We start from the raw sequence: 23,798 nt of genomic DNA, 5'->3' as shown, positions 1-23,798 counted from the left end.
TTCGCAAGCAAGGCCAGTGGTGGGGTTCCCGAGCGGCCAAAGGGAGCAGACTGTAAATCTGCCGTCACAGACTTCGAAGGTTCGAATCCTTCCCCCACCACCATCTTCTCTCTGTTGTTGAGAGCACAGCGAAAGCTGAAGCTGCATAAAACACTGAGGAGGACAAAGAAACCGGCCAGGTTTCTTCCGGCTAAAACCGGAACGACAATTTGTAAATCCATGAATATCATGGTGGGGTTCCCGAGCGGCCAAAGGGAGCAGACTGTAAATCTGCCGTCACAGACTTCGAAGGTTCGAATCCTTCCCCCACCACCATCCTTGTACTTCCCCCTTAATTTAAATCAAACTCAGCCGTAGCCTGTCACATCACTAATCAAAATAGTTGCACGTCACATTTATCAGTTACCTTAACCATTCATCCCACGCTCAACTTGAACTCCAGCCAACAATTCGCTATACCACTGACTTCTTTAATGCAGTAAGGAAAAAGTGCATGCGTAACAATATCTGCGTTTTTTGCGGCGCCAGCGAAGGCGTTAACCCTGCCTATGCCGATAATGCTCGGCAACTGGGCCAAGCGCTTGCAGCCCGGGGCAGACGCCTGATCTATGGCGGCGGTAAAAAAGGGTTAATGGGCATTGTGGCGGACGCAGTGCTTGAGGCCGGTGGTGAAGCCGTGGGTATCATCCCTGAACGGCTGGTAGAAGCAGAAACCGCGCATCGTAATCTGACCGAGCTGGAAGTCGTGCCGGACATGCACACCCGCAAGGCACGCATGGCGGCCCTGGCGGACGGTTTTATCGCCCTGCCCGGCGGTATTGGTACTCTGGAAGAACTGTTCGAGATCTGGACCTGGGGCCAAATCGGTTATCACAGTAAGCCGGTTGGCCTGCTGGATGTAAATGGGTTCTATCGACCGTTAAACAATTTCCTGCTGCACGTAGCCGATCAGGGCTTTATGCGCCATGACTACCTCGGTACCCTGCACCTCAGCGAATCACCACATACCTTGCTGCAACAATTCGACGATTATCAACCGAAAAATTACGATCGCTGGGCAAAATAATCCCATCCCGCTGGCGGCAAGTGCCGCCGGCCTGCGTTACATTTCCGGCCAAACTCTGCTACTATCTCAACACATTTTTCTCGCGAAAACGGCACCGCTCATGAAGTTTGTCTCTTTCAATATCAATGGACTGCGCGCGCGTCCGCATCAACTGTCCGCAATTATCGAACAGCACCAACCCGATGTGATTGGCCTGCAGGAAACCAAAGTTCACGATGACATGTTCCCACTGGAAGAAGTCAGCCAGCATGGCTATCACGTGTTCTATCACGGTCAAAAAGGCCACTACGGCGTCGCACTGCTGACCAAAGACGAACCTATTGCCGTACGCCGCGGATTCCCTACCGATGACGACGACGCACAGCGTCGCATCATCATGGCCGATCTGGCCACACCTCAAGGCACGTTGACCGTAATTAATGGCTATTTTCCGCAGGGAGAAAGCCGTGACCATCCGATCAAGTTCCCGGCCAAGTCACGCTTCTATCAGGATCTGCAAAACTACCTGGAGCAGCAACTGTCGGTGGAATCGCCGGTGCTGGTGATGGGCGACGTAAATATCAGCCCAAGTGATTACGATATCGGTATCGGTGAAGAAAGCCGTAAACGTTGGTTGCGTACCGGCAAATGCTCCTTCCTGCCGGAAGAGCGTGAATGGATGGACCGCTTGCTGAACTGGGGTCTGGTGGATACCTACCGCCATGCCAACCCAGAGCGCAACGATGAATTCTCGTGGTTCGATTACCGCTCACGCGGCTTCGACGAGAACCGGGGTCTACGCATCGATCTGCTGCTGGCCAGCACGCCGCTGGCAGCGCGCTGCACCGCAACCGGCATCGATTATCAGATCCGCGGAATGGAAAAACCTTCGGACCACGCCCCGGTCTGGGCTGAATTCTCGCTGTAATTCTTCCAACCCCGGCCGCGGCCGGGGTTTCACAATGTGGTACGCATGAAAATCATCGACGTCGTCGCCGCCATCATTGAAAAGAATGGCAAAATTTTGCTGGCCCAACGTGATGCAAACAGCGATCAGGCTGGTTTGTGGGAATTTCCCGGCGGCAAGGTTGAGGAAGGCGAAAGCCAGCCGCAGGCGCTGGCACGCGAATTGGATGAAGAGTTGGGGATTATGGCGAGCGTAGGGAATTACGTCGCCAGCAACCAGTGGCAGCACAACGAACGCATTATCCGGTTGCATGCCTGGCGTATTGAGGCATTCAGCGGTGAATTACAGAATCGCTGCCATTCTGATTTTGCCTGGCTTACACCGGAACAAGCCGGCGACTATTCACTGGCCCCGGCGGATGTGCCGCTGTTAGCCGCTTATATTGCCTCTTTGTCACCTAAAAACTGACCGGCTACGTTACCGCGTCACTTTTTCAAACGGATCCAAACCAACGGATTGGTGCCAACTACGTTGGGATCGCGAGTACATTGCAGCATTTCCCCTTCGATCTTGAGCACCGCCCCTTCAGAATAATTTTGATCCTGATAAATGCAGCAACGGCTGCAAGGTTGTGCCGCCGGCTGAGCGGCGGCGTTTTTCGCCGCCCCCCAGATTTCCGGCGCCACCGGTAACACCACATCCACATCACCACGATTGGCCGCCGCTGCAGTGGCAAACAGCACCCCGCCTGCGACCAGCATCAGTAATCTGTGATTCATTCGCTTTTCTCCCGCGCCTTGCCGGCGCTTTTCTTGCGTTTTTTCGCCCCGGCGGAAGGTGACGGCGGCAGCCCGCGAAACGCCATACTCGCCCGGCTTTGCTTAGCCTGATAAATCAGTTCCTGCAAAGTGCCGACCAAGGGTTGCATAAAGTCCTGATAGCGGCAGGATTTCTCACTGATTTGCGTCAGCGTAGCTTCCCAATTGGCCGTCATATCAGGGCGAGCCGCAATATCCGGCAGCGAATGGATCAGCGCCCGCCCGGTTTCGCTGGAATGAATATAGCGCCCCTTCTTATACAAAAACGCCCGCTTGAACAGTAACTCAATGATGCCCGCACGCGTCGCCTCGGTACCTAAACCATCGGTCGCTCGCAGGATTTTCTTTAGCGCTTTATCTTGTACGAAACGCGCTATGCCGGTCATGGCAGAAAGCAGGCTGGCATCGGTAAAGGGCCGCGGAGGCTGCGTCTGACGCTCCACCACCTCACCACGTTCGCACAGCAGTTCATCATCTTTCGCCACCACCGGCAGCGGAGAGCCTTCGTTTTCTTCGTCGCGCTCTTTGCTGCCCAGCAGCGTTCGCCAGCCTGCCTCGGCCAGGAAACGCGCCTTCGCAACGAATTTACCGCCGGCGATATCCAGTTCAATCACGCATTTGCGGAACATGGCATCCGGACAAAACTGCATCAGATACTGGCGTGCCACCAGCCCGTAGACGTTCAGTTCGTCCTGGCTGAGGCTCACTTTGCTGGCGCGGGCGGTAGGAATAATGGCGTGGTGAGCATCGACTTTTTTGTCGTCCCAACAACGGTTGCGGCGATCGCTGTCGATCACCGGTTGCGGGTAAAGATCCGGCTGATGAACGCTAATCGCGTTAAGCACCGCATGACGCCCGGCGAAATGTTCTTCCGGCAGGTAACGGCAGTCAGAACGCGGATAGGTAATCAGCTTGTGGGTTTCGTACAACCGCTGGCATACGTCCAACACCTGCTGCGCACTCAGGTTGAAACGTTTGGAAGCCTCAATCTGCAGCGTCGACAGTGAAAACGGCAGCGGTGCGGTATCCGATTCCCGTTTATCATTGTAGGATGTGACCAGCGCCGGCTGGCCCTCAATGCGTTTAAGCACGTGCTCCGCCAACGGCCGGTGCAGCAAACGCCCTTCCTCGTCCTGATAAGGTTCACAGGAGTCACTCGGCTGCCAAAGCGCGACAAAGCGCTCTTCCTTCGGCGTCACAATGTGCGCTTTGACTTCAAAGAAGTCTTTCGGCACAAAGTTTTCAATCTCTTCATCACGCCGCACCACTAATCCCAGCACCGGCGTTTGTACCCGCCCAACGGACAACACGCCGTCGTAGCCGGCATTCCGCCCTAAAAGGGTATAGGCGCGGGTCATGTTGATGCCATACAACCAGTCAGCGCGAGAACGCGCCAGTGCGGAGACGCACAACGGGATAAAATCGCGGTTGTCACGCAACCGATCGATGGCGCGCTCCACCGCCTGCGGGTTGAGATCGTTAATCAGGCAACGGCGCACGCTGTGACGTTTTTCCGGCGTCAACGCCAGATAGTCCAACACCTCGTCCACCAGCAATTGCCCTTCGCGATCCGGGTCACCGGCATGCACCACCTCGTCGGCCTCATGCAGCAGCTTTTTGATGGCATTAAGCTGTTTACTGACCGAGGGACGCGGCTGTAATTGCCACTTTTCGGGGATAATGGGCAGATCTGCCAACGACCATCGCGCATAGCGGCTGTCGTAGGCATCCGGCTGCGCCTGCTCCAATAAATGGCCCACACACCAGGTGACCACATCGTTGTTCCCGCAGGCGATAAATCCGTCACCGCGACGATGCGGTTTGGGAAGAACGTCGGCAATGGCGCGCGCCAAACTCGGTTTCTCGGCAATAAAAAGTCGCATTATTCACCGTTATTCTGGCTGTACGTCATCAGGAATTCTCTTACTTCGGCATAATTCCCGCGGAAGGCAATCCGCCGGGATTTCTTTTCCAATTGATAGTGATACATCGGATCATAGTAGTGCTGCAACAACGGCACCAGCCACTCCTGATGCGCTTCACTATTACCGCTGGCATGCTGGAATTGCAACGCCCATTCCAGCCGCTGCGTCAGCAGTTGGAAGCGTTCCATACCCAGGCGACGTCGAATGGCGAACAGGCCGTGATGCAGGTACTCGGCGTATTTCTGCCAGCCCAGCTCCGCGCCGTAGGTCTGTTCAAACCCGATGCGCATGCGAACGATATATTCATCCTGCAGCCGTGCCAGACGCACCTCAAAGGGATCGTCAATAACGGCCACCGGCGCTTGCTGCATGCTGTTGAAGATCGGTAGCGGCAGATTGTTGCTGCCGATAATGCGCCCTTCATCCTCCAGTATCCAACGGCGGCAGCCACCATGCTGTTTTTTCAGCAATAACACAGCCAGACGATTCTCAAAATCAATCTGCGAGCTCTGGGCCACCAACGTTCGGCCAAAAGATGAGCCGCGATGGCGCGCTGCGCCTTCCAGATCGATACCCTCTGCCAACTCGTTGACCAACAAGGTTTTACCGCTGCCGGTGTTGCCACCGATCAACACCATGGGCAATTTTGCGCTCTGTTCCAACGTGCCGAGCAGGAAATGACGCAGCGCCTTGTAGCCGCCGCTGATGCGCGGGTACGTCACCCCAGCCTCACGCAGCCACTGCTGTACCAACTGTGAACGCAACCCGCCACGGAAACAGTAGATATAGCCTTCCGGCCATTGGGCGCACTGTGCCAACCAGGCCGCGGTGCGCTGCTCACGCAACCTGCCCTTTACCAAACTGTGGCCCAGCGCTAATGCCGCAGACTGCCCCTGCTGTTTGTAGCAGGTCCCCACCGCCTGCCGCTCACTGTCATTCATTAGCGGCAGATTCAGCGCATTGGCGAAGGCGCCCTGTTGGAACTCAACCGGCGCTCGCACGTCAATCAGCGGAATATCCTGCAAAAAAATACGACGATAGTCGTGGGTGTCAGCCCGTGGCGACGTAGGTGACACTACGAAACCTCAATCAGTGGCTTGCCCGGCGTTGCCGTATGCAGTTCACCGATGGCGGTGAGCTGAATACCGTGGCGTTCGGCAATCGCCAGCACCTGCTGTTCCGCTTCGGGAAGCACCGCCAGCAGCAGGCCCCCGGACGTTTGCGGATCGCACAGCAATTGGCGCTGCAGATCGGTCATTTCGCCAATCAGATGGCCGTAGCTGTCAAAATTACGCCCGGTACCGCCCGGCACGCAGCCTTCGGCGATATAACGTTCGACATCCGGCAGTTTCGGTACCCGGTCAAACCACAGCGTCGCCTGCAGACCGGAACCCTGACAAACCTCGCTCAGGTGGCCCAGCAGCCCAAAGCCGGTGACGTCAGTCATCGCCGTCACGCCGACGACCTCGGCAAAGTCCGCCCCCGGTTTGTTCAGTTGGCACATCACTTCAGTCGCCAGGCCTTCATGTTCAGGACGCAGTTTGCTTTTTTTCTCGGCGGTGGTCAGTACGCCAATCCCCAGCGGCTTGGTAAGGAATAATTGGGTGCCGGCTTGCGCGGCACTGTTTTTCTTGACCCGTTCGGTATTAACGATACCGGTTACCGCCAGGCCAAAAATAGGTTCAGGCGCATCAATCGAGTGGCCGCCGGCCAGCGCGATACCCGCCTGTTGGCAGGCGTAACGCCCGCCGTCAATGACCTGCTGTGCCACTTCCGGCGGCAGTGTGGCGATTGGCCAACCGAGAATGGCTATCGCCATGATGGGTTTGCCGCCCATGGCATAGACATCACTGATGGCGTTGGTGGCGGCAATACGGCCGAAATCGAACGGGTTGTCGACGATCGGCATAAAAAAGTCGGTGGTACTGATGATACCAACGCCATTGCCGATGTCATACACCGCCGCATCGTCGCGGGTTTCATTACCCACCAGTAAGCGCGGATCGACAAACTTTTCACGTTCGCTGTGCAGAATGGTTTCGAGAACTTTCGGCGAGATTTTGCAACCACAGCCGGCACCATGGCTGTACTGGGTCAAACGGATCGTTGGCGATGTCATATACCACTCCCTTCGGTTAACGGCATTCAAGATATCATAGGGTAGCGCTTGCCGACGGGATTGATAAGAGCGGGCTGCCGATAACCGTACAGCCTGCTCAGAAACAGCGCAGAATTGCGGGATTCGGCGCATTTTCGCCCAACCCCGTGGTAGGATTCAGAAGTAACTGACGAACGGCGCGCTGTCGGGGGCGACAACTTGAGTAGAGGCTTTCAACTGTGGCGTGCCCAGATAGAGGAAACCGACAATTTCGTCCTGCTCGCGGCAACCGAAGGCTTCGCGAACCAGTGGGTGCTCGGTCCAGGCGCCCGTGCGCCAGATCCCATTGAAGCCCTGCGCCAGGGCGGCCATCTGCATCGCCTGCACCGCGCAACCGGCAGAAACCACCTGCTCCCAGCGCGGCACCTTGGTTTCTTCGTTGCAATGCGCCACCACCGTGATGATCAACGGGGCACGGAACGGCGCCTTTGTCGCCTTTTCTATCGCAGCATCATCCATCTGATCCTGTTTCGCAGCAGTTTGTAACAATTGGCTGAAACGCTCCAGACCCTGATCCTCGATCATCACAAAACGCCACGGCTGCAGCGCGCCGTGATCGGGCGCGCGAAGGCCCGCATTGATGATATTCTGACGAATATCCCCCGTTGGCGCTGGAGCCGCGAGGCGCGATGCAGAACGGCGATTCAGTAAAAGATCCAGTGCATCCATTGTAAACTCCTGATAACAATTTTCATTAAGATCACGTTAACATAGCTCAACGTCGAGTTACAGCCTCGGCAATAGCCTCTGTGACCCTCGATTTAAAGCTGACTTTTCTTCGTCCGCTCATTAGGATAGCGGAACATTCTCGACTCTTGTTGGAGAGCACATGCGCACATTGTGGCAAATCATTGCCGGCGTTTTCAGGTGGACATGGCGTCTGCTGAACTTTATCAGGGAACTGATCCTTAATCTGTTCTTGGTGTTGCTGATCCTGGTTGGGGTCGGTATTTATCTTTCATTCCAAAGCTCCACTACCCCTGCCGTCCCGACGAGCGGCGCGCTGCTGGTTGATCTGAGCGGCGTGGTCGTTGACCAACCGTCAATGAACAACAAAGTCCGCCAGTGGGGCCGAGAACTGTTGGGGGCTTCCAGCAACCGCCTGCAGGAAAACTCGCTGTTCGATGTGGTTGACAGCATCCGCAAGGCCAAAGACGACAAAAACATTACCGGCATGGTATTGCAGTTGAATGACTTTGCCGGTGCCGATCAGCCTTCGCTGCAGTACATCGGCAAAGCGCTGCGCGAATTCCGCGACAGCGGCAAACCGATCTTCGCCATCGGCGACAGCTATAACCAGACGCAATATTATCTGGCCAGCTACGCCAACAAGATTTATCTGTCGCCACAGGGCGCGGTCGATTTGCACGGTTTTGCCACCAACAACCTTTACTACAAATCGCTGTTGGAAAAACTCAAGGTGACCACCAACATTTTCCGCGTCGGCACCTACAAATCGGCCGTGGAACCGCTGATTCGTGACGATATGTCACCGGCAGCGCGTGAGGCTGACAGCCGCTGGATCGGCGGACTGTGGCAGAACTATCTGGCGACCGTGGCGGCCAACCGTCAGATCACGCCGCAGCAATTGTTCCCGGGCGCGGCAGGCGTGCTGACCGGCTTGCAGAGCGCCGGCGGGGATACCGCCAAGTTTGCGCTGGACAGCAAATTGGTGGATGAGCTGGCGTCACGCACCGTCATCGAGAACCAACTGATAAAAACCTTCGGTTGGGACAAGCAGGCCAACGACTTCAACGCCACCAGCATTTACGATTATCAGCCAAAACCAACGCCGGATCAGGGCGGCAAAATCGCCGTGGTGTTTGCCAATGGCGCCATCATGGACGGCCCGCAAACGCCGGGCACCGTTGGGGGGGATACCACAGCTGCACAGCTGCGCCAGGCGCGTCTTGACCCGGCAATCAAAGCGGTGGTGTTCCGCGTGAACAGCCCAGGGGGTAGCGTCAGCGCTTCCGAAGTGATCCGTTCTGAACTGGCTGCAGTCCGTGCCTCAGGTAAACCTGTGGTGGTGTCGATGGGCGGCATGGCGGCTTCTGGCGGCTATTGGGTTTCTACGCCGGCGGACTACATTATCGCCAGCCCGAGCACCCTCACCGGCTCCATTGGCATCTTCGGGGTGATCAATACCTACGAACAAACGCTGGACAGCATCGGCGTACACACCGACGGTGTCGCAACTTCGCCGCTGGCGGATCTCGCCGTGACCAAGGCGCTACCGCCGGAGTTCTCGCAAATGATGCAGTTGAATATCGAGAACGGGTATAAAAACTTTATCGATCTGGTTGCCAAGTCGCGCAAAATGACGCCACCACAGGTCGATCAGATCGCTCAGGGTCACGTGTGGCTCGGCAGTGACGCTAAAGCCAATGGCCTGGTCGATCAGTTGGGCGATTTCGACGATGCGGTGAAGAAAGCCGCCGAGTTGGCAAAACTGAAACAGTGGCAGCTTAACTGGTTTGTCGATACCCCAAGCCTGACCGATATGGTGCTCAGTCAGTTTGGCGTATCTCTTCACGCCATGTTGCCGGCGGCCATTCAGTCGATGCTGCCGGCTCCACTGGCATCGGTCGCCATGGCGGTGAAGGAGCAACCGGGATTGTTCAATAATCTGAACGATCCGCAAAACCGCTATGCCATCTGTTTGACCTGCGGAGAAGTCCGCTAACAAAATATTCCTGCGCCCGGCACTCGCCGGGCTTTTTTTCTGCCGTTATCCCCCTATAATTCAGCCCATCTTATTTCTGTCAAAACAATTACTATGCAAAAAAAATCCATTTACGTCGCCTACACCGGCGGTACCATCGGTATGCAACGCTCGGAACAGGGCTACATTCCGGTTTCCGGCCATCTGCAACGCCAACTGGCACTGATGCCTGAGTTCCACCGGCCGGAAATGCCGGACTTCACCATTCATGAATACGCGCCGCTGATCGACTCTTCAGACATGACACCGGAAGATTGGCAGCACATCGCCGACGACATCAAACAGAATTACGATCGCTATGACGGCTTCGTCATTCTGCACGGTACCGACACCATGGCCTTCACCGCGTCAGCGTTGTCGTTCATGCTGGAAAATCTGGACAAACCGGTGATCGTGACCGGCTCGCAAATCCCGCTGGCGGAACTGCGTTCAGACGGCCAAACCAACCTGCTGAACTCGCTCTATCTGGCCGCCAACCATCCGGTAAATGAAGTCAGCCTGTTCTTCAACAACAAGCTGTTTCGCGGTAATCGCACCACCAAAGCGCATGCAGACGGTTTTGACGCCTTTGCTTCGCCCAATCTGCCGCCGCTGCTGGAGGCCGGGATTCACATCCGCCGCCAGAACGGCATCGACAGCCCTGTGTGTAACGGTGAATTGCAGGTCCACAACATTACGCCGCAACCGATCGGCGTGGTGACGATTTATCCGGGGATTTCCGGTGCGGTGGTGCGCAACTTCCTCCTGCAACCGGTGAAAGCGCTGATTTTACGCTCTTATGGCGTAGGCAATGCACCGCAAAAAGCGGAGCTGGTCGATGAATTACGTGACGCCTCTGAACGCGGCATCGTGGTGGTGAACCTGACGCAGTGCATCTCCGGCCGGGTGAACATGGAAGGCTATGCTACCGGTAATGCATTGGCTCATGCAGGGGTCATCAGCGGCTTTGACATGACCGTCGAAGCGGCGTTGACTAAACTGCATTATTTGCTGAGCCAACCGCTGACGCCGGAACAAATCCGCAGTCAGATGCAGCAAAACCTGCGCGGCGAGCTGAGCATTACCGGCTAACCCTGCCCAGATTACGGAGCCGAGATGAAAACAGCCCTGTTGTTGATCGATTTGCAAAATGATTTTTGCCCCGGCGGCGCGTTGGCGGTGACGGACGGCGATGCCACCGTTATCGCCGCCAATCAGGCGATAGCCGCCTGCATGGCACGCGGTGAACCGGTGGTCGCTTGCCAGGACTGGCACCCTGCCAATCACCGTAGCTTTGCGGTAAATTCAGGCGCCGAGGTCAACACGCTGGGTGAACTGGAAGGATTGCCGCAGATGTGGTGGCCAGTGCACTGTGTGCAGGAAAGCCCAGGGGCGCAATTGCATCCGCAGTTGCACCAACAGGCGATTGCCGCCGTATTCCAAAAGGGCCAAAATCCGGATATCGACAGCTACAGCGCATTCTTTGACAACGGCCACCGCGCGCAAACCGCGCTGGACGGCTGGTTGAGGGTACAGGGCGTCACCCATTTGGCCATCATGGGGCTGGCGACCGATTACTGCGTGAAGTTCAGCGTTCTGGATGCGCTGGAGCTTGGGTATGAGACCGTAGTGATTACCGACGGCTGCCGTGGCGTCGATTTGCAACCAGGCGATAGCCAGAAAGCGTTCCAGATGATGGAACAGGCCGGCGCACGGCTCGTTACCCTGTCACAATTCATCGCACATTAATTCCATCGGGCGCCCAACGCGCCCGCTTCTTCTCCCCGCACGCAAATCTCGACATCGCTCACATTCCAACCATTCTCCTGTGATTACATCTTGTTCCTGCGCGTTGCTTTTGCTGTTATGACCGCTGATGCCTTGGCATCAATGAGTTATACGCATCCGGGGCCCCTTTGAGCCCGGCTTTATGTTACCGCCTGAGGCGGTTTCGGTCGGCCTTGTCGACCAAAGGAGATAACATGGCATTACCCCGTAAACTGCTGCCTTTGCTGGTAGCGGTGCAGTTAGGTATGGCCGGAGCCGGTATGGCTCACGCGGCTTCTTACCTGTCCGTCGGTTATTTTAACGGTGGCGGCGACGTCACTGCCGGCCCCGGTGGCGATATCAACAAGCTGGATGTCACCCAAATCACCCACCTCAACTACTCTTTCGGCCTGATTTACAACAACGAGAAAGAGGAAACCAATCCGGCGCTGAAAGACCCGGCGCGTTTGCATCAGATCTATTTATCGCCGAAGGTTGAGGCCGATCTGAAGCTGTTGCCGGTGTTGCGCAAACAAAACCCGGCGTTGAAGGTGCTGCTTTCCGTTGGCGGTTGGGGAGCGCGCGGTTTTTCCGGTGTCGCTGCCACACCGGAAAGCCGGGCTATCTTTATCCGCTCGGTACAACAGGTGATTAAACACTACCAACTCGACGGCATCGATCTCGACTGGGAATACCCGGTCAACGGCGCCTGGGGCCTGGTCGAAAGCCAACCTGCGGATCGCGCCAACTTCACCTTGCTTCTGGGGGAACTGCATAAGGCGCTGGATCAAGGGAAATTGCTGACTATCGCCGTCGGCGCCAATGCCAAAAGTCCGCAGGAATGGGTCGATGTGAAAGGCATTGCACCCTACCTCGATTACATCAATCTGATGACCTACGATATGGCGTACGGCACCCAGTATTTCAATTCCAACCTGTATGACTCCAAACAGTGGCCAACCGTCGCCGCCGCCGATCGTTACAGCGCCAATTTTGTGGTGGATAACTATCTGGCTGCCGGACTGAAACCCGCACAGTTGAACCTGGGCATCGGTTTTTACGGCCGGGTGCCCAAACGGGCTACGGAGCCGGGCATCGATTGGGATAAACCGGATGCGGCCAAAAACCCGGTTACCCAGCCCTATTTTACCGCGCGTGAAACCGCCGTGTTCAAGTCACTGGGGTTGGATCTGAGCAAGGACAGCTACTTCAAGTACAACGATATCGTCAGCAAGCTGCTGAACGATCCGCAGCGCCGCTTCAGCGCCCATTGGGACAGTGACGCTCAGGTCCCTTACCTGACCTTGCAATCCGCCGAGGGCAAACCGTTGTTTGCTATTTCGTATGAGAATCCGCGTTCGGTCGCGATCAAGGCTGACTACATCAAAAACAAGGGGCTGGGCGGAGCCATGTTCTGGGAGTATGGCGCAGACGACAACAATCGGCTGGCACGCCAGTTGGCGGAATCATTGAGGATAAACGGCGGGAAACGCTAAACCAGAGGGCGATGTTTGCATCGCCCTGCTGTGCGATTTATTGCGGCTTCAACTTGACCAGCGGTTCGGCAACGAACTGCTGTTTCAGTTCCTGTTTGCTCTTCATCGCAATCTGGCCGTCAGTGCCAATAGTCATATGTTGCGGATCGGCATTGTTCAACGACTGCCACAGCATTACCGCTTGCAGACTGTTTTCTTTCTGTTCCGGCGTCAGCGCAACGCCGTCCGGCCATTTGCCCAATTCTACGGCCTGCACCAGGCGCTGATAGATTTCCGGGGTCATTGCGGCAATCAGGTCTTTCACGTCCATCAGAGCATTTCCTCACTCGTGGAAGAATAATTAGCTGAATCGATTTTTCTGGCTGAATAATCCTCAGCCGGCGGTTTTTTCGCCATTCTCACCGTCGGTAAAACTCAGCGAAGCCGAGTTAACGCAGAAGCGCTCACCGGTAGGCTGCGGGCCATCGGGGAATACGTGCCCCAGATGAGCGTCACACTGGCCGCATCGAATCTCGATTCTATGCATATTATGCGAATTATCATCAAGATAACGAATCGCATCGTCGGATACCGGCTCATAGAAGCTTGGCCAGCCGCAGCCGGAGTCATATTTGCTGTCGGAATAGAACAGCGGATGATTGCAACACAGGCAATGGTATACACCCTCGCGCTTGTTGTGGAGCAATTTACCGGAATATGGCGCTTCGGTACCACGTTGTTGGGTCACATAACGTTGGATTTCATTCAGTTCCGTGGCCGGATGGTCAGGGGTTGTTTCTTTAGCCATTTGCGTGATTCTCTGAATGTGGATAATGTCAACGAAAACAATGAGTAATAATAACAAAAAATTAACAACATTGCAGTGCTTTTTGGCCTAAACTGTAGCGCATAAAGGTCACGTCGCGACATTATGTGATACCGATCACATATATAAAGCAGCGTGACTTTATACTTAGCGGTTTGACCCCATATAACGGATGAGGCCGAACGCAAACGGAATGTGCAATAAGCACGCAGATCAAGCTCTGTGATTTGATTTGCAGCAAGAATTGACACGATTCCGCTTGACGCTTGGTAAGGTTTTTGTAATTTTACAACCAACCTTTTATTCACTAACAAATAGCTGGTGGAATATATGACTATCAAAGTAGGTATCAACGGTTTTGGCCGTATCGGTCGCATTGTTTTCCGTGCTGCTCAAGAACGTTCCGACATCGAGATCGTTGCAATCAACGACCTGTTGGACGCAGAGTACATGGCTTACATGCTGAAATATGACTCTACTCACGGCCGTTTCAAAGGCACTGTAGAAGTCAAAGACGGCCATCTGGTTGTTAACGGCAAAACCATCCGTGTTACCGCAGAGAAAGACCCGGCTAACCTGAAGTGGAACGAAGTGGGTGTTGACGTGGTTGCAGAAGCGACCGGTATCTTCCTGACCGACGAAACCGCACGTAAACACATCACTGCAGGCGCTAAGAAAGTTGTTCTGACCGGCCCTTCAAAAGATGCGACCCCAATGTTCGTACGTGGCGCAAACTTTGAAAAATATGCTGGCCAGGATATCGTTTCCAACGCATCTTGCACCACCAACTGCCTGGCTCCGCTGGCTAAAGTCATCAACGACAACTTCGGCATCGTCGAAGGTCTGATGACTACCGTTCACGCGACCACCGCGACTCAAAAAACCGTTGATGGCCCGTCTCACAAAGACTGGCGCGGCGGCCGCGGCGCATCCCAGAACATCATCCCTTCTTCTACCGGCGCAGCTAAAGCAGTTGGCATCGTTCTGCCAGAGCTGAAAGGCAAACTGACCGGTATGGCGTTCCGCGTTCCAACTCCAAACGTGTCTGTCGTTGACCTGACCGTTCGTCTGGAAAAAGCGGCGACCTACGAAGAAATCAAGAAAGCCATCAAAGACGCGTCTGAAGGTTCTATGAAAGGCGTTCTGGGCTATGTTGAAGACGAAGTGGTTTCTACTGACTTCAATGGCGAAATCCTGACTTCCGTGTTCGACGCCAAAGCAGGTATCGCACTGAACGACAACTTCGTGAAACTGGTTTCCTGGTACGACAACGAAACTGGTTACTCTCACAAAGTTCTGGATCTGATCGCTCACATCTCCAAATAATGGAATGATGTAAAGCTGATAATGAAGGCGACATTTTTTGTCGCCTTTTTTGTTTCTACGGCGAACAAAAGGCTACATAATGAACGAAAAAATTTTCACCCTGCCCGTTACCGAACAAATTTCACCTTACATCAGTCAACGTCAGCTCGAAGAACTGCCGGTGGTAGTCGTTTCCCACCCGAAAGTTCGCGCTGCTGTCGCGCTACAGGGCGCGCATCTGCTGGCCTGGCAACCTGCCGGCGATAAACCGGTGATCTGGCTGAGCAATAACACGCCATTCAAAAAAGGGAACGCCATTCGTGGCGGCGTGCCTATTTGCTGGCCCTGGTTTGGCCCGGTAGCACAACCCTCGCACGGTTTCGCCCGCAATCAACCCTGGAACCTGACTGCGCATGATGAAGACGACAGCGGTGTCATTCTGACCTTTACGCTGAAAGACAATGAGCAAACCCGCAAGCTGTGGCCACATGCCTTTACGCTGATTGCCCGTTTCAAGCTGGGCGAAGAATGCGAGATCGAGCTGGAGTCCCACGGCGACTATCAGGCTACCGCTGCGCTGCACACTTATTTCCAGATCGGTGATATTGAACAAGTTAAAGTTGCAGGCCTCGGCGAACCTTATCTCGACAAAGTGGCCGGTGGCGCAGAAGCTCGCCAGACTGGGGATTTGGCGTTTATTGGCCAAACCGATCGGGTCTACACCAAGCCGGACGCTTTCAGCCTGATCAAAGATCCTGCCTTGCAACGCACCATTGAGGTTCATCACCATCATATGAGCGATGTCATTGCCTGGAACCCGGGCGTGGAACTGTCCTGCAGCATGGCAGATATGACGAATGACGGTTATAAAACCATGGTTTGCGTGGAAACCGGCCGCGTCAGTAAACCACTGGTGGCCGCAGGCGAACAACCCGCACGACTGGCGGTCACCTTCCGCAGCCGTAAAAGCGCCTGATGCTTTCAGGGCGACAAACCGTTCGCCCTGCTTAATCCCACTCAAACGATATATCCCACGCTACCTGCACGATGTCAGCATCATTTAACGCACTGCAGATGTGCAAAAGGGGCGCGAGCGCCCCTTTATAATGCAGCCATTGCACAATGTTTGTGCAATTTGATGTTAGAAGGTGTAGCTCACACCCGTCATCAACAACCCGGTGTAAGATTTATCAACCATTGGGCTGTCTTTGACTTCATCAGACAGTTGGATGTAACGCCCGGTGAAGAAGGCATTCCAGTCCTTGTTGATTTGATAGTTGGCGCTTAGCTCAACGTAAGGCGCCCAGCTGTCGCCTGGCGTGTAGCTATCCAGACCACTGCGGCGAGATTCGTGATCGCTGATGCCATAGTAGTATTTATTCTGGTTTTTGCTGTTCCACATCACGCCCACACCAGGAACCAGAGTCAAAGCGTCTAAATCGAATTTGTAGAGGTAAGCGACATCCCCTACCAGACCGTTGCTGTTGTCCAGCATATCACCGGTAAAGGTGGTGCGGATCGAGCCCCATTCAGCATTATGGGTATAAGCCAGGCCAGCCATCAACGTACCGCGACGTTTATCCAGGCGCTTCATGCGGTCGTCGTCACTATCGCCAGGGCGGTAGCCGAACGGCGAGTAATACCCCATGAGACTCAGTTGGTTTTCCTGATCTTTCCACAGGTAATACCCGGCAGTCAGCGTGCGGAAGTAGAAATCGTCACCTTCATAGTTAATGACTGGCACCGGGTAGACGCGGGTATCATAACCACGGTACGCGTCAGGGCTAACCAGCGCTGCAGCACCGAGCGACCAGGTTCCTGCCTGAGCACTTTGTGCGCAAACCATTGCGGAAGCGATAATTGCTAGCGTTTTGAGTTGAAATATCTTCACTGGTTCTTTTTCCATAAATAACAGGGTTAATAGCCGACTTAGTTTATGTGAAAACACCGTAACACGCCTAATCTTTACAATAGAAAACGACCAAGATCGAATAACTTAGATCGGAAATATGAATTAATCATGGCAGAACAATGACGTTTTTTGCCGCAACCCGCGCCAGACAAGGCGTTTGGCCAGTCCTGTCACAACTGAGTCATTGATATGACTTAAAAAAAGCTTTTTATGGCGCAGGAAATTTTCCGGTATGCCAACTAAGCTTAATCAGAAGGTGAATTTATCCTGGGCCCAGTGGCAATACAGCGCAACTCGCGATAATAAGCGCACCAAGTTGGCATACGGGTTGCTGTACTCAGGTAATAACTTCTTCTTTCGGGAGCCAAAACACTATCACCAGCTCCCTTTAACCTGTGCTAATAACGAAAAGGACGGGCATCATGAACATATTTGACCACTATCGCCAGCGCTATGAAGCTGCCAAGGACGAAGAGTTCACACTGCAGGAATTTCTTACCATTTGCCGGCAAGATCGCAGTGCATATGCTAATGCGGCCGAACGTCTGCTGATGGCTATCGGCGAACCCGTTATGGTCGACACCGCGCTTGAGTCACGCATGTCTCGCCTGTTCTCCAACCGGGTGATCGCACGCTATCCGGCATTCGAAGAGTTCTACGGCATGGAAGAAGCTATTGAACAGATAGTTTCTTACCTGAGGCACGCCGCGCAAGGGCTCGAAGAGAAGAAACAAATCCTTTACCTGTTGGGCCCGGTGGGCGGCGGGAAATCATCGCTGGCGGAACGCCTGAAAGCGCTGATGCAACGCGTACCGATTTACACGCTGAGCGCCAACGGAGAGCGCAGCCCGGTCAACGACCATCCGCTGTGCCTGTTCAATCCGCAGGAAGATGCCAATATTCTGGAAAAAGAATACAACATCCCGAACCGCTACCTCGGCACTATCATGTCGCCGTGGGCCGCGAAGCGCCTGCATGAATTTGGCGGCGACATCACCAAATTCAAAGTAGTGAAAGTACGCCCTTCGATTCTGGAACAGATCGCCATCGCCAAGACGGAACCCGGGGATGAGAACAACCAGGACATCTCTGCGCTGGTGGGGAAAGTGGATATCCGTAAACTGGAGAACCACGCCCAGAACGATCCGGACGCCTACGGCTATTCCGGTGCCCTGTGCCGTGCCAACCAGGGGATCATGGAGTTCGTAGAGATGTTCAAAGCGCCGATTAAGGTGCTGCACCCTCTGCTGACCGCCACCCAGGAAGGTAACTATAACGGTACCGAAGGCATCTCCGCCCTGCCGTTCAGCGGGATTATTCTGGCTCACTCCAACGAATCCGAATGGGTGACCTTCCGCAACAACAAAAACAACGAGGCCTTCCTCGACCGCGTTTATATCGTCAAGGTGCCGTACTGCCTGCGGGTGTCGGAAGAGATGAAAATCTACGACAAACTGCTGGATCACAGCGAGTTAACCCATGCGCCTTGCGCGCCAGGCACGCTGGAGACGCTGGCACGCTTTACCGTGCTCTCGCGCCTGAAAGAACCGGAAAATTCGAGCATTTACTCGAAGATGCGCGTCTATGACGGCGAAAGCCTGAAGGACACCGATCCAAAAGCCAAGTCGTATCAGGAATACCGCGACTACGCTGGGGTCGATGAGGGCATGAATGGCCTGTCCACCCGTTTCGCGTTCAAAATCCTGTCGCGGGTATTCAACTTCGATCACGCCGAGGTCGCCGCTAACCCGGTACACCTGTTCTACGTTCTGGAACAGCAGATCGAGCGTGAGCAATTCCCTCAGGATCTGTCGGAAAAATATCTGGAACACCTGAAAGGCTATCTGATCCCGAAATACGCCGAATTTATCGGTAAAGAGATCCAGACTGCCTATCTGGAATCCTATTCGGAATACGGTCAAAACATTTTTGACCGCTACGTGACCTATGCAGACTTCTGGATCCAGGATCAAGAGTACCGTGATCCAGATACCGGCCAGCTGTTCGATCGCGAGTCCCTGAACGCTGAACTGGAGAAAATCGAGAAACCGGCCGGCATCAGCAACCCGAAAGATTTCCGCAACGAAATAGTCAACTTCGTGCTGCGCGCCCGTGCTAATAATAGTGGTCGTAACCCTAACTGGACCAGCTATGAGAAGCTGCGTACCGTGATCGAGAAGAAAATGTTCTCGAACACCGAAGAGTTGCTGCCGGTGATTTCGTTTAACGCTAAAACCTCAACGGATGAGCAGAAGAAACACGACGACTTCGTCGACCGCATGATGGAAAAAGGCTATACCCGCAAACAGGTTCGCCTGCTGTGTGAATGGTATCTGCGGGTCAGAAAGTCTTCATAACGGCTAATGAGAATTAGCGTCATGGAGATGGCGTAGAAAGTTGGCAACGTCGTTTGGGGGAAGTATGGCGTATTTTATTGACCGACGGCTTAACGGCAAAAACAAGAGCATGGTGAACCGCCAGCGCTTCTTGCGCCGCTACAAGTCGCAAATCAAACAGTCGATTGCCGAAGCCATCAACAAGCGTTCGGTCACCGACGTGGACAGCGGGGAGTCGGTTTCGATCCCCAATGGCGATATCAACGAGCCGATGTTTCATCAAGGCCGCGGTGGCACACGCCACCGCGTTCATCCAGGTAACGATCACTTTGTGCAGAATGACCGTGTCGAGCGCCCTCAGGGCGGCGGTGGCGGTGGTGGCGGTCAGGGGAACGCCAGCCAGGACGGCGAAGGCGAGGATGAATTCGTTTTTCAGATATCCAAAGACGAATACCTTGATCTGCTGTTTGAGGATTTGGCGCTGCCGAACCTGAAAAAGAATCAGTATAAGCAGCTTACCGAGTACAAAACTCATCGGGCCGGTTACACCGCCAACGGCGTACCGGCCAATATCAGCGTGGTGCGTTCGCTGCAAAACTCGCTGGCGCGGCGTACCGCCATGACTGCCGGAAAACGGCGAGCCTTGCATGAGCTGGAAGACGAGCTCACCCAGTTGGAAAACACCGAGCCGGTGCAGCTGCTGGAAGAAGAGCGGCTGCGCAAAGAAATTGCCGAACTGCGCAAAAAAATCGAAAGCGTCCCCTTTATCGATACTTTTGATTTGCGTTACAAGAACTATGAACGTCGTCCGGAACCTTCCAGTCAGGCGGTAATGTTCTGCCTGATGGACGTTTCCGGTTCCATGGATCAGGCCACCAAGGATATGGCAAAACGTTTCTATATCCTGCTCTATCTGTTCCTGAGCAGGACCTATAAAAACGTCGACGTGGTGTATATCCGCCACCACACCCAGGCGAAGGAAGTGGATGAGCAGGAATTCTTCTACTCGCAGGAAACCGGCGGTACCATCGTTTCCAGCGCGCTGAAACTGATGAATGAAGTGGTTGAAGAGCGTTACGACCCGGCTCAATGGAACATCTATGCCGCACAGGCCTCGGATGGCGATAACTGGGCCGATGACTCACCCTTGTGCCACGAACTGTTGGCGAAGAAACTGCTGCCGATGGTGCGTTATTACAGCTACATCGAAATCACGCGCCGCGCCCACCAAACGCTGTGGCGTGAATATGAAGACCTGCAGGTGAAATTCGATAACTTCGCCATGCAGCATATCCGTGAGCCAGACGATATTTACCCGGTATTCCGCGAGCTTTTCCATAAGCAAACGGCATAATATTCATTAAAACAGCCAGCTAATTCTGTTAGCTGGCTGTTCCTTTTACAGGAAAAAAGAACACCCTCTCAGGATCGTTTTCATCCAGGTTTTCAATACAACCGCTCTCCGTAAAGCCGGCTTCCAGTAATAGCTTCTTCATGGGTCCATTCGAACCGTTAGTTGAGGTAAAAAGCTTGGGGCGCTCACAAAGCGATTTTAAGTGTTCGAGTAACTTTCGCCCCACGCCTCTTCGTCGAAACCGCTCATCGACCATAAGAATTTCGATAAATCCATAACCGTAAAAGTGATAGTGCAGCACGCCATAAGCCACTATTTCACCAGCAAGCTCTGCAATCTGGCAGACACCGGCTTCGCACCACTCGCGGATCTCGGTATGACGGTGCAGATCATGCGATGCCAGCGTATCAAAACCGATCAACACATTAATATCCTGCATTGTTGCAAGGCGAAAAATCATTTTTCCTGTCCCCTTCTTTCTTTCCTTTAGCGCAGTCCACCACTAAGGGAATTCCTAATTACGTTTTCTTTACGCGCTGCTCATTGCACAGGTTAGGAATATTCCTATTTAATGGATTGCCAAATTGCAATCTTAGGTGGGTGCTATGGAACTACTTCCAATCGCAATCATCGTCGTTTTGATGGCAGTTGTCGTATTTTCCTTTGTCCTCTATTGGCGGCAAAGAAAAACAAGTACTTTCAACACCAAGCGGAAACGACGTTAGGACGACTTACCCACAAGGAAGTGGTCCCACAGTAACGCTTTCAACCCGTCAAGCTACCGCGTAAAACCCTGTTTGAGGATATTCTGATACATGCCGCGCCATGAATCTTTCACTTGTCCATAAAGTTTACGTGGGTTACTGTCACCTTCCGAAGGTTCACACCACCTCACTCGTAACCAGAATAAGATCCAATAGCTCGCTATCATCCCTTAATCCCGCCGTCGCGCGGGATCTTTTTAACGCCGGAAAACCACTGCTGCCAGAAATTGACAGTGACGCCCGCTAAATTTGAGATCCTGCGGGTGAGCAATTCCGTGGGCTATTTTCAGCATCATAAGGGAAAACGCGCCAATGACACGTGCCATCACTGTTCTTACCGATAACTTTTCCGATTGGGAAACCGCGCTGATCAATTCCACTTGTCGCGGCTATTACGGTTTCGATACCCGCTTTGCCTCGCCCAAAGGCGCCTCGGTGATCTCCTCCGGAGGCCTGCTGGTAACCCCACAGTTATCGATCGACGCCATCGAACTTGCGGATATTGACCTGCTGATCGTCTGCGGCGGCACGGCCTGGCAAAGTGGGCAGGCACCGGATATCACGGCCCTGGTCGCCGAAGCTCACAAAAAGAACATCGTCGTCGCAGGGATCTGCGACGGAACCCGCGTATTGGCGCAGTCGGGCGTGCTCGATAACCTCCGCCATACCTCAAATTCGGCTGAAAACCTGTCGCAACTGAACTATGCCGGTGCCGCGTACTATCAGGATGTGCCCTATGCCGTTGCAGACCAACGCGTAGTTACCGCGCCAGGCACCGCGCCCGTCAGTTTTATGGCTGAGATCTTGGGGGTACTTGGTTTTAACGACGAGAATCTTAAAGCCTATTTGTCCATGCACGCAGCCGAACACACCAAACCGGTTTAGCAACAATCCATACTTGGCTTCACGCATACTCTTTTTAGCCTCCGGCGGATCCCAGTATAGCGACGTAGCGTTAACGCCGTTAACCGGCCTCCACCTTGGCGTTCCATTCGTCCCGGGTCATTTCCCAGATTTCTGATGGCATGCGACCACCGATATAGTCTGTGTCTTGGGTGGCGACGACCCGCATGCCATTGCGCTCTGAAATACGCCGCGATGCCTGGTTACCTTTTGCTTTGGTCACTCTCAGCACCTCCTGCCCCAGCACATTAAACCAGAACTCCGTGACGCGGTGGCTGGCTTCGCTCATTACCCCCTGATGCTGCCATTCCGGCGCTAACCAGAAACCACGATTGCTGCCGCCCCCCAGGCTAAGGTTAATCACACCGATCAAGTTCCGTTCATCTTCCTTGCGGCGAATGGACCAAAACCATCCGGTTCCTCTTTCCATCTCCGGCAGCGCAACACGGTTTATAAAATCGAGCGCGGCCCCTGCTGGGTAGGGCCAGGGGATTTGATTCGTCAGATAACGCACAATTTCCCAGCATGGAAATGAATGCTGAATATCTGCGGCGTCACCCGGTTCCAACGGGCGCAACACCAGCCGGCGGCTGGTTAAAACGGGGATCGCCAAAACAGATACCTCTTATGCGAATGCCAAAGCTCGGTTGCCCATCAGCATACAACCCATATTAAACTAGGATTTTTACCTATTACGATCTAAAATCCCATGTAAAAACAATGACAAGTAATATGATTAATATCAAAAAGGAATTTTGACGTGAAGGAAATGATCTCCATCCTTTGCATCGTAAGTCTGTTGGCGATGCTTTTTTCATGGTTGTTCGTCTACGGCCTCAACATTTATTAGACGGCTGATGGGCATAAAAAACCCCGGCATGCGAACGCATACCAGGGCTGATAGTCCGGGCTGAAGATATTCCCGGTGCAAAACGGCTTGGTCCGACGTTGGCGCCGCTACTGTTTAGTCTGGATCCAGAAAGCATGAATCAGGCCAGGGAAATAGCCCAACAGGGTCAGGATAACGTTGAGGATAAAAGCCCCGCCGATGCCCTTATCAAGCAACACACCCAGCGGCGGTAGAATAATGGTAAATACGATTCTCCAAAAGCTCATACTCGCTCCTCATTTGCTCCATGGCCTACCAACATATTATATCTATTAAACATTTTCAAATGTCCGCATAATTGGGCAATAGCAAGATGCGGGGAGTTATGTTCTTCGTCATCGCCATTACCGTCCACTGGGGCGGCATTCCTCGCGCCAAACGCTAATAACAGCATTATTTACATGGTTATAAATAATAAACTAAATAAACAACTAATAAGCATTGATTATGGGGAATTAAGTCCCTAGAATTCGCGGCTGAAAAAAACGACTGGGATAAGGTTTCATGTCACCGCTGTGGGTTGCAACGCAATATTTTTATTTAATTGGCCTTTTGGTTTCTATGGTTTTTACCTATTTAGTCAGCCGGGATACCGTCAAAATTCGTTTTATCAGCGCGTTAACTATTGGTTTGACCTGGCCGCTAAGCCTGCCGGTGGTGTTGCTTTTCTCCTTGTTCTAGCGATCCACCCCGTCGGCAAAGCGACGGGG

24 protein-coding genes and 2 tRNA genes are annotated in these 23,798 nt (G+C 53.7%); 15 read left to right on the top strand and 11 right to left on the bottom strand.

What is annotated here, in order from left to right; all coding sequences use genetic code 11:
• Positions 1 to 18: 18 nt before the first annotated feature.
• The 5 genes from V2S86_RS05815 to V2S86_RS05795 all read left to right on the top strand — a co-directional run bounded on the left by V2S86_RS05815 (position 19) and on the right by V2S86_RS05795 (position 2,420).
• Positions 19 to 103, top strand: a tRNA-Tyr gene (locus V2S86_RS05815).
• Positions 104 to 230: 127 nt separating this feature from the next.
• Positions 231 to 315: transfer RNA gene (locus V2S86_RS05810), tRNA-Tyr, on the top strand.
• A 178-nt stretch (positions 316 to 493) separates the two neighbouring features.
• A complete protein-coding gene (locus tag V2S86_RS05805; RefSeq protein ID WP_330761618.1) occupies positions 494 to 1,066 on the top strand; it encodes a TIGR00730 family Rossman fold protein in 573 nt (190 codons plus the stop codon).
• Positions 1,067 to 1,166: 100 nt separating this feature from the next.
• Positions 1,167 to 1,973 (top strand): exodeoxyribonuclease III, encoded by an 807-nt coding sequence (gene xthA, locus V2S86_RS05800; protein WP_330761617.1) that lies wholly within the window; start codon positions 1,167 to 1,169, stop codon positions 1,971 to 1,973.
• Between the two features lie 45 nt (positions 1,974 to 2,018).
• Complete coding sequence (locus V2S86_RS05795) at positions 2,019 to 2,420, top strand: pyrimidine (deoxy)nucleoside triphosphate diphosphatase (protein ID WP_330761616.1); 402 nt, start codon at positions 2,019 to 2,021, stop codon at positions 2,418 to 2,420.
• Between the two features lie 17 nt (positions 2,421 to 2,437).
• Here V2S86_RS05795 and V2S86_RS05790 read toward each other — a convergent pair whose 3' ends face one another.
• The 5 genes from V2S86_RS05790 to V2S86_RS05770 all read right to left on the bottom strand — a co-directional run bounded on the left by V2S86_RS05790 (position 2,438) and on the right by V2S86_RS05770 (position 7,522).
• Complete coding sequence (locus V2S86_RS05790) at positions 2,438 to 2,731, bottom strand: DUF1496 domain-containing protein (protein ID WP_330761615.1); 294 nt, start codon at positions 2,729 to 2,731, stop codon at positions 2,438 to 2,440.
• A complete protein-coding gene (locus V2S86_RS05785; RefSeq protein ID WP_330761614.1) occupies positions 2,728 to 4,653 on the bottom strand; it encodes a DNA topoisomerase III in 1,926 nt (641 codons plus the stop codon). The genes V2S86_RS05790 and V2S86_RS05785 overlap by 4 nt, the downstream gene beginning before the upstream one ends.
• The gene (mnmH, locus tag V2S86_RS05780) at positions 4,653 to 5,771 is read right to left on the bottom strand and encodes a tRNA 2-selenouridine(34) synthase MnmH (protein WP_330761613.1); all 1,119 of its coding nucleotides are present in this window, start codon (positions 5,769 to 5,771) and stop codon (positions 4,653 to 4,655) included. Before mnmH ends, V2S86_RS05785 begins: the two co-directional genes overlap by 1 nt.
• Positions 5,771 to 6,814 carry a selenide, water dikinase SelD gene (gene selD / locus V2S86_RS05775; protein ID WP_330761612.1) on the bottom strand — a complete coding sequence of 348 codons (1,044 nt, stop codon included), beginning with the start codon at positions 6,812 to 6,814 and terminating at the stop codon, positions 5,771 to 5,773. The genes mnmH and selD overlap by 1 nt, the downstream gene beginning before the upstream one ends.
• Positions 6,815 to 6,970: 156 nt before the next feature.
• Positions 6,971 to 7,522: an NAD(P)H nitroreductase gene (locus tag V2S86_RS05770; protein WP_330761611.1), complete on the bottom strand. Its 552-nt coding sequence runs from the start codon at positions 7,520 to 7,522 to the stop codon at positions 6,971 to 6,973.
• A gap of 160 nt (positions 7,523 to 7,682) precedes the next feature.
• Here V2S86_RS05770 and sppA point away from each other — a divergent pair, with 160 nt between their 5' ends.
• From sppA to V2S86_RS05750, 4 genes are all read left to right on the top strand, one after another.
• Positions 7,683 to 9,539 carry a signal peptide peptidase SppA gene (gene sppA / locus V2S86_RS05765; protein ID WP_330761610.1) on the top strand — a complete coding sequence of 619 codons (1,857 nt, stop codon included), beginning with the start codon at positions 7,683 to 7,685 and terminating at the stop codon, positions 9,537 to 9,539.
• A gap of 93 nt (positions 9,540 to 9,632) precedes the next feature.
• A complete protein-coding gene (ansA, locus tag V2S86_RS05760; protein ID WP_330761609.1) occupies positions 9,633 to 10,649 on the top strand; it encodes an asparaginase in 1,017 nt (338 codons plus the stop codon).
• Positions 10,650 to 10,673: 24 nt separating this feature from the next.
• Positions 10,674 to 11,306 (top strand): bifunctional nicotinamidase/pyrazinamidase, encoded by a 633-nt coding sequence (pncA, locus tag V2S86_RS05755; RefSeq protein ID WP_330761608.1) that lies wholly within the window; start codon positions 10,674 to 10,676, stop codon positions 11,304 to 11,306.
• 233 nt (positions 11,307 to 11,539) lie between these two features.
• Positions 11,540 to 12,820, top strand: coding sequence for a glycoside hydrolase family 18 protein (locus tag V2S86_RS05750; protein ID WP_330761607.1), 1,281 nt, complete (start codon positions 11,540 to 11,542; stop codon positions 12,818 to 12,820).
• 37 nt (positions 12,821 to 12,857) lie between these two features.
• Here the strand turns inward: V2S86_RS05750 and V2S86_RS05745 are convergent, their stop codons facing one another.
• Positions 12,858 to 13,130 carry a YeaC family protein gene (locus V2S86_RS05745; protein WP_330761606.1) on the bottom strand — a complete coding sequence of 91 codons (273 nt, stop codon included), beginning with the start codon at positions 13,128 to 13,130 and terminating at the stop codon, positions 12,858 to 12,860.
• Between the two features lie 63 nt (positions 13,131 to 13,193).
• Positions 13,194 to 13,607: a peptide-methionine (R)-S-oxide reductase MsrB gene (gene msrB / locus V2S86_RS05740; RefSeq protein WP_330761605.1), complete on the bottom strand. Its 414-nt coding sequence runs from the start codon at positions 13,605 to 13,607 to the stop codon at positions 13,194 to 13,196.
• A 348-nt stretch (positions 13,608 to 13,955) separates the two neighbouring features.
• On the opposite strand from msrB, the gene gapA reads away from it, so the two are divergent.
• Positions 13,956 to 14,951 (top strand): glyceraldehyde-3-phosphate dehydrogenase, encoded by a 996-nt coding sequence (gene gapA / locus V2S86_RS05735; RefSeq protein WP_311992366.1) that lies wholly within the window; start codon positions 13,956 to 13,958, stop codon positions 14,949 to 14,951.
• Positions 14,952 to 15,030: 79 nt separating this feature from the next.
• Complete coding sequence (locus tag V2S86_RS05730) at positions 15,031 to 15,906, top strand: D-hexose-6-phosphate mutarotase (RefSeq protein ID WP_330761604.1); 876 nt, start codon at positions 15,031 to 15,033, stop codon at positions 15,904 to 15,906.
• 165 nt (positions 15,907 to 16,071) lie between these two features.
• On the opposite strand, the gene V2S86_RS05725 is transcribed toward V2S86_RS05730, so the two are convergent.
• On the bottom strand, positions 16,072 to 16,836 hold the full coding sequence (locus V2S86_RS05725) for a MipA/OmpV family protein (protein ID WP_330761603.1): 765 nt from the start codon (positions 16,834 to 16,836) through the stop codon (positions 16,072 to 16,074).
• 428 nt (positions 16,837 to 17,264) lie between these two features.
• Between V2S86_RS05725 and yeaG the strand changes: the two genes are divergently transcribed.
• Together yeaG and V2S86_RS05715 are read left to right on the top strand one after the other, a co-directional pair.
• Positions 17,265 to 19,199: a protein kinase YeaG gene (gene yeaG / locus V2S86_RS05720; RefSeq protein ID WP_330761602.1), complete on the top strand. Its 1,935-nt coding sequence runs from the start codon at positions 17,265 to 17,267 to the stop codon at positions 19,197 to 19,199.
• 64 nt (positions 19,200 to 19,263) lie between these two features.
• A complete protein-coding gene (locus V2S86_RS05715; RefSeq protein WP_330761601.1) occupies positions 19,264 to 20,532 on the top strand; it encodes a YeaH/YhbH family protein in 1,269 nt (422 codons plus the stop codon).
• A gap of 28 nt (positions 20,533 to 20,560) precedes the next feature.
• Here the strand turns inward: V2S86_RS05715 and V2S86_RS05710 are convergent, their stop codons facing one another.
• Positions 20,561 to 20,992 carry a GNAT family N-acetyltransferase gene (locus tag V2S86_RS05710; RefSeq protein ID WP_330761600.1) on the bottom strand — a complete coding sequence of 144 codons (432 nt, stop codon included), beginning with the start codon at positions 20,990 to 20,992 and terminating at the stop codon, positions 20,561 to 20,563.
• 616 nt (positions 20,993 to 21,608) lie between these two features.
• On the opposite strand from V2S86_RS05710, the gene V2S86_RS05705 reads away from it, so the two are divergent.
• A complete protein-coding gene (locus V2S86_RS05705; protein ID WP_330761599.1) occupies positions 21,609 to 22,181 on the top strand; it encodes a type 1 glutamine amidotransferase family protein in 573 nt (190 codons plus the stop codon).
• Between the two features lie 79 nt (positions 22,182 to 22,260).
• Here V2S86_RS05705 and V2S86_RS05700 read toward each other — a convergent pair whose 3' ends face one another.
• Both V2S86_RS05700 and V2S86_RS05695 read right to left on the bottom strand, forming a co-directional pair.
• Positions 22,261 to 22,812 (bottom strand): GNAT family N-acetyltransferase, encoded by a 552-nt coding sequence (locus V2S86_RS05700; protein WP_330761598.1) that lies wholly within the window; start codon positions 22,810 to 22,812, stop codon positions 22,261 to 22,263.
• Between the two features lie 344 nt (positions 22,813 to 23,156).
• Positions 23,157 to 23,315: a YqaE/Pmp3 family membrane protein gene (locus tag V2S86_RS05695; protein ID WP_330761597.1), complete on the bottom strand. Its 159-nt coding sequence runs from the start codon at positions 23,313 to 23,315 to the stop codon at positions 23,157 to 23,159.
• Positions 23,316 to 23,592: 277 nt separating this feature from the next.
• On the opposite strand from V2S86_RS05695, the gene V2S86_RS05690 reads away from it, so the two are divergent.
• Positions 23,593 to 23,769 carry a GhoT/OrtT family toxin gene (locus V2S86_RS05690; RefSeq protein WP_330761596.1) on the top strand — a complete coding sequence of 59 codons (177 nt, stop codon included), beginning with the start codon at positions 23,593 to 23,595 and terminating at the stop codon, positions 23,767 to 23,769.
• The last annotated feature ends 29 nt before the right edge of the window (positions 23,770 to 23,798 follow it).

Source organism: Serratia sp. C2(1) (genome assembly GCF_036352655.1).
GTDB classification, from domain to species: domain Bacteria; phylum Pseudomonadota; class Gammaproteobacteria; order Enterobacterales; family Enterobacteriaceae; genus Serratia; species Serratia inhibens.
The sequence above is the reverse complement of the archived record's forward strand: the minus strand, read 5'-3'. Positions and strand labels throughout refer to the sequence as shown.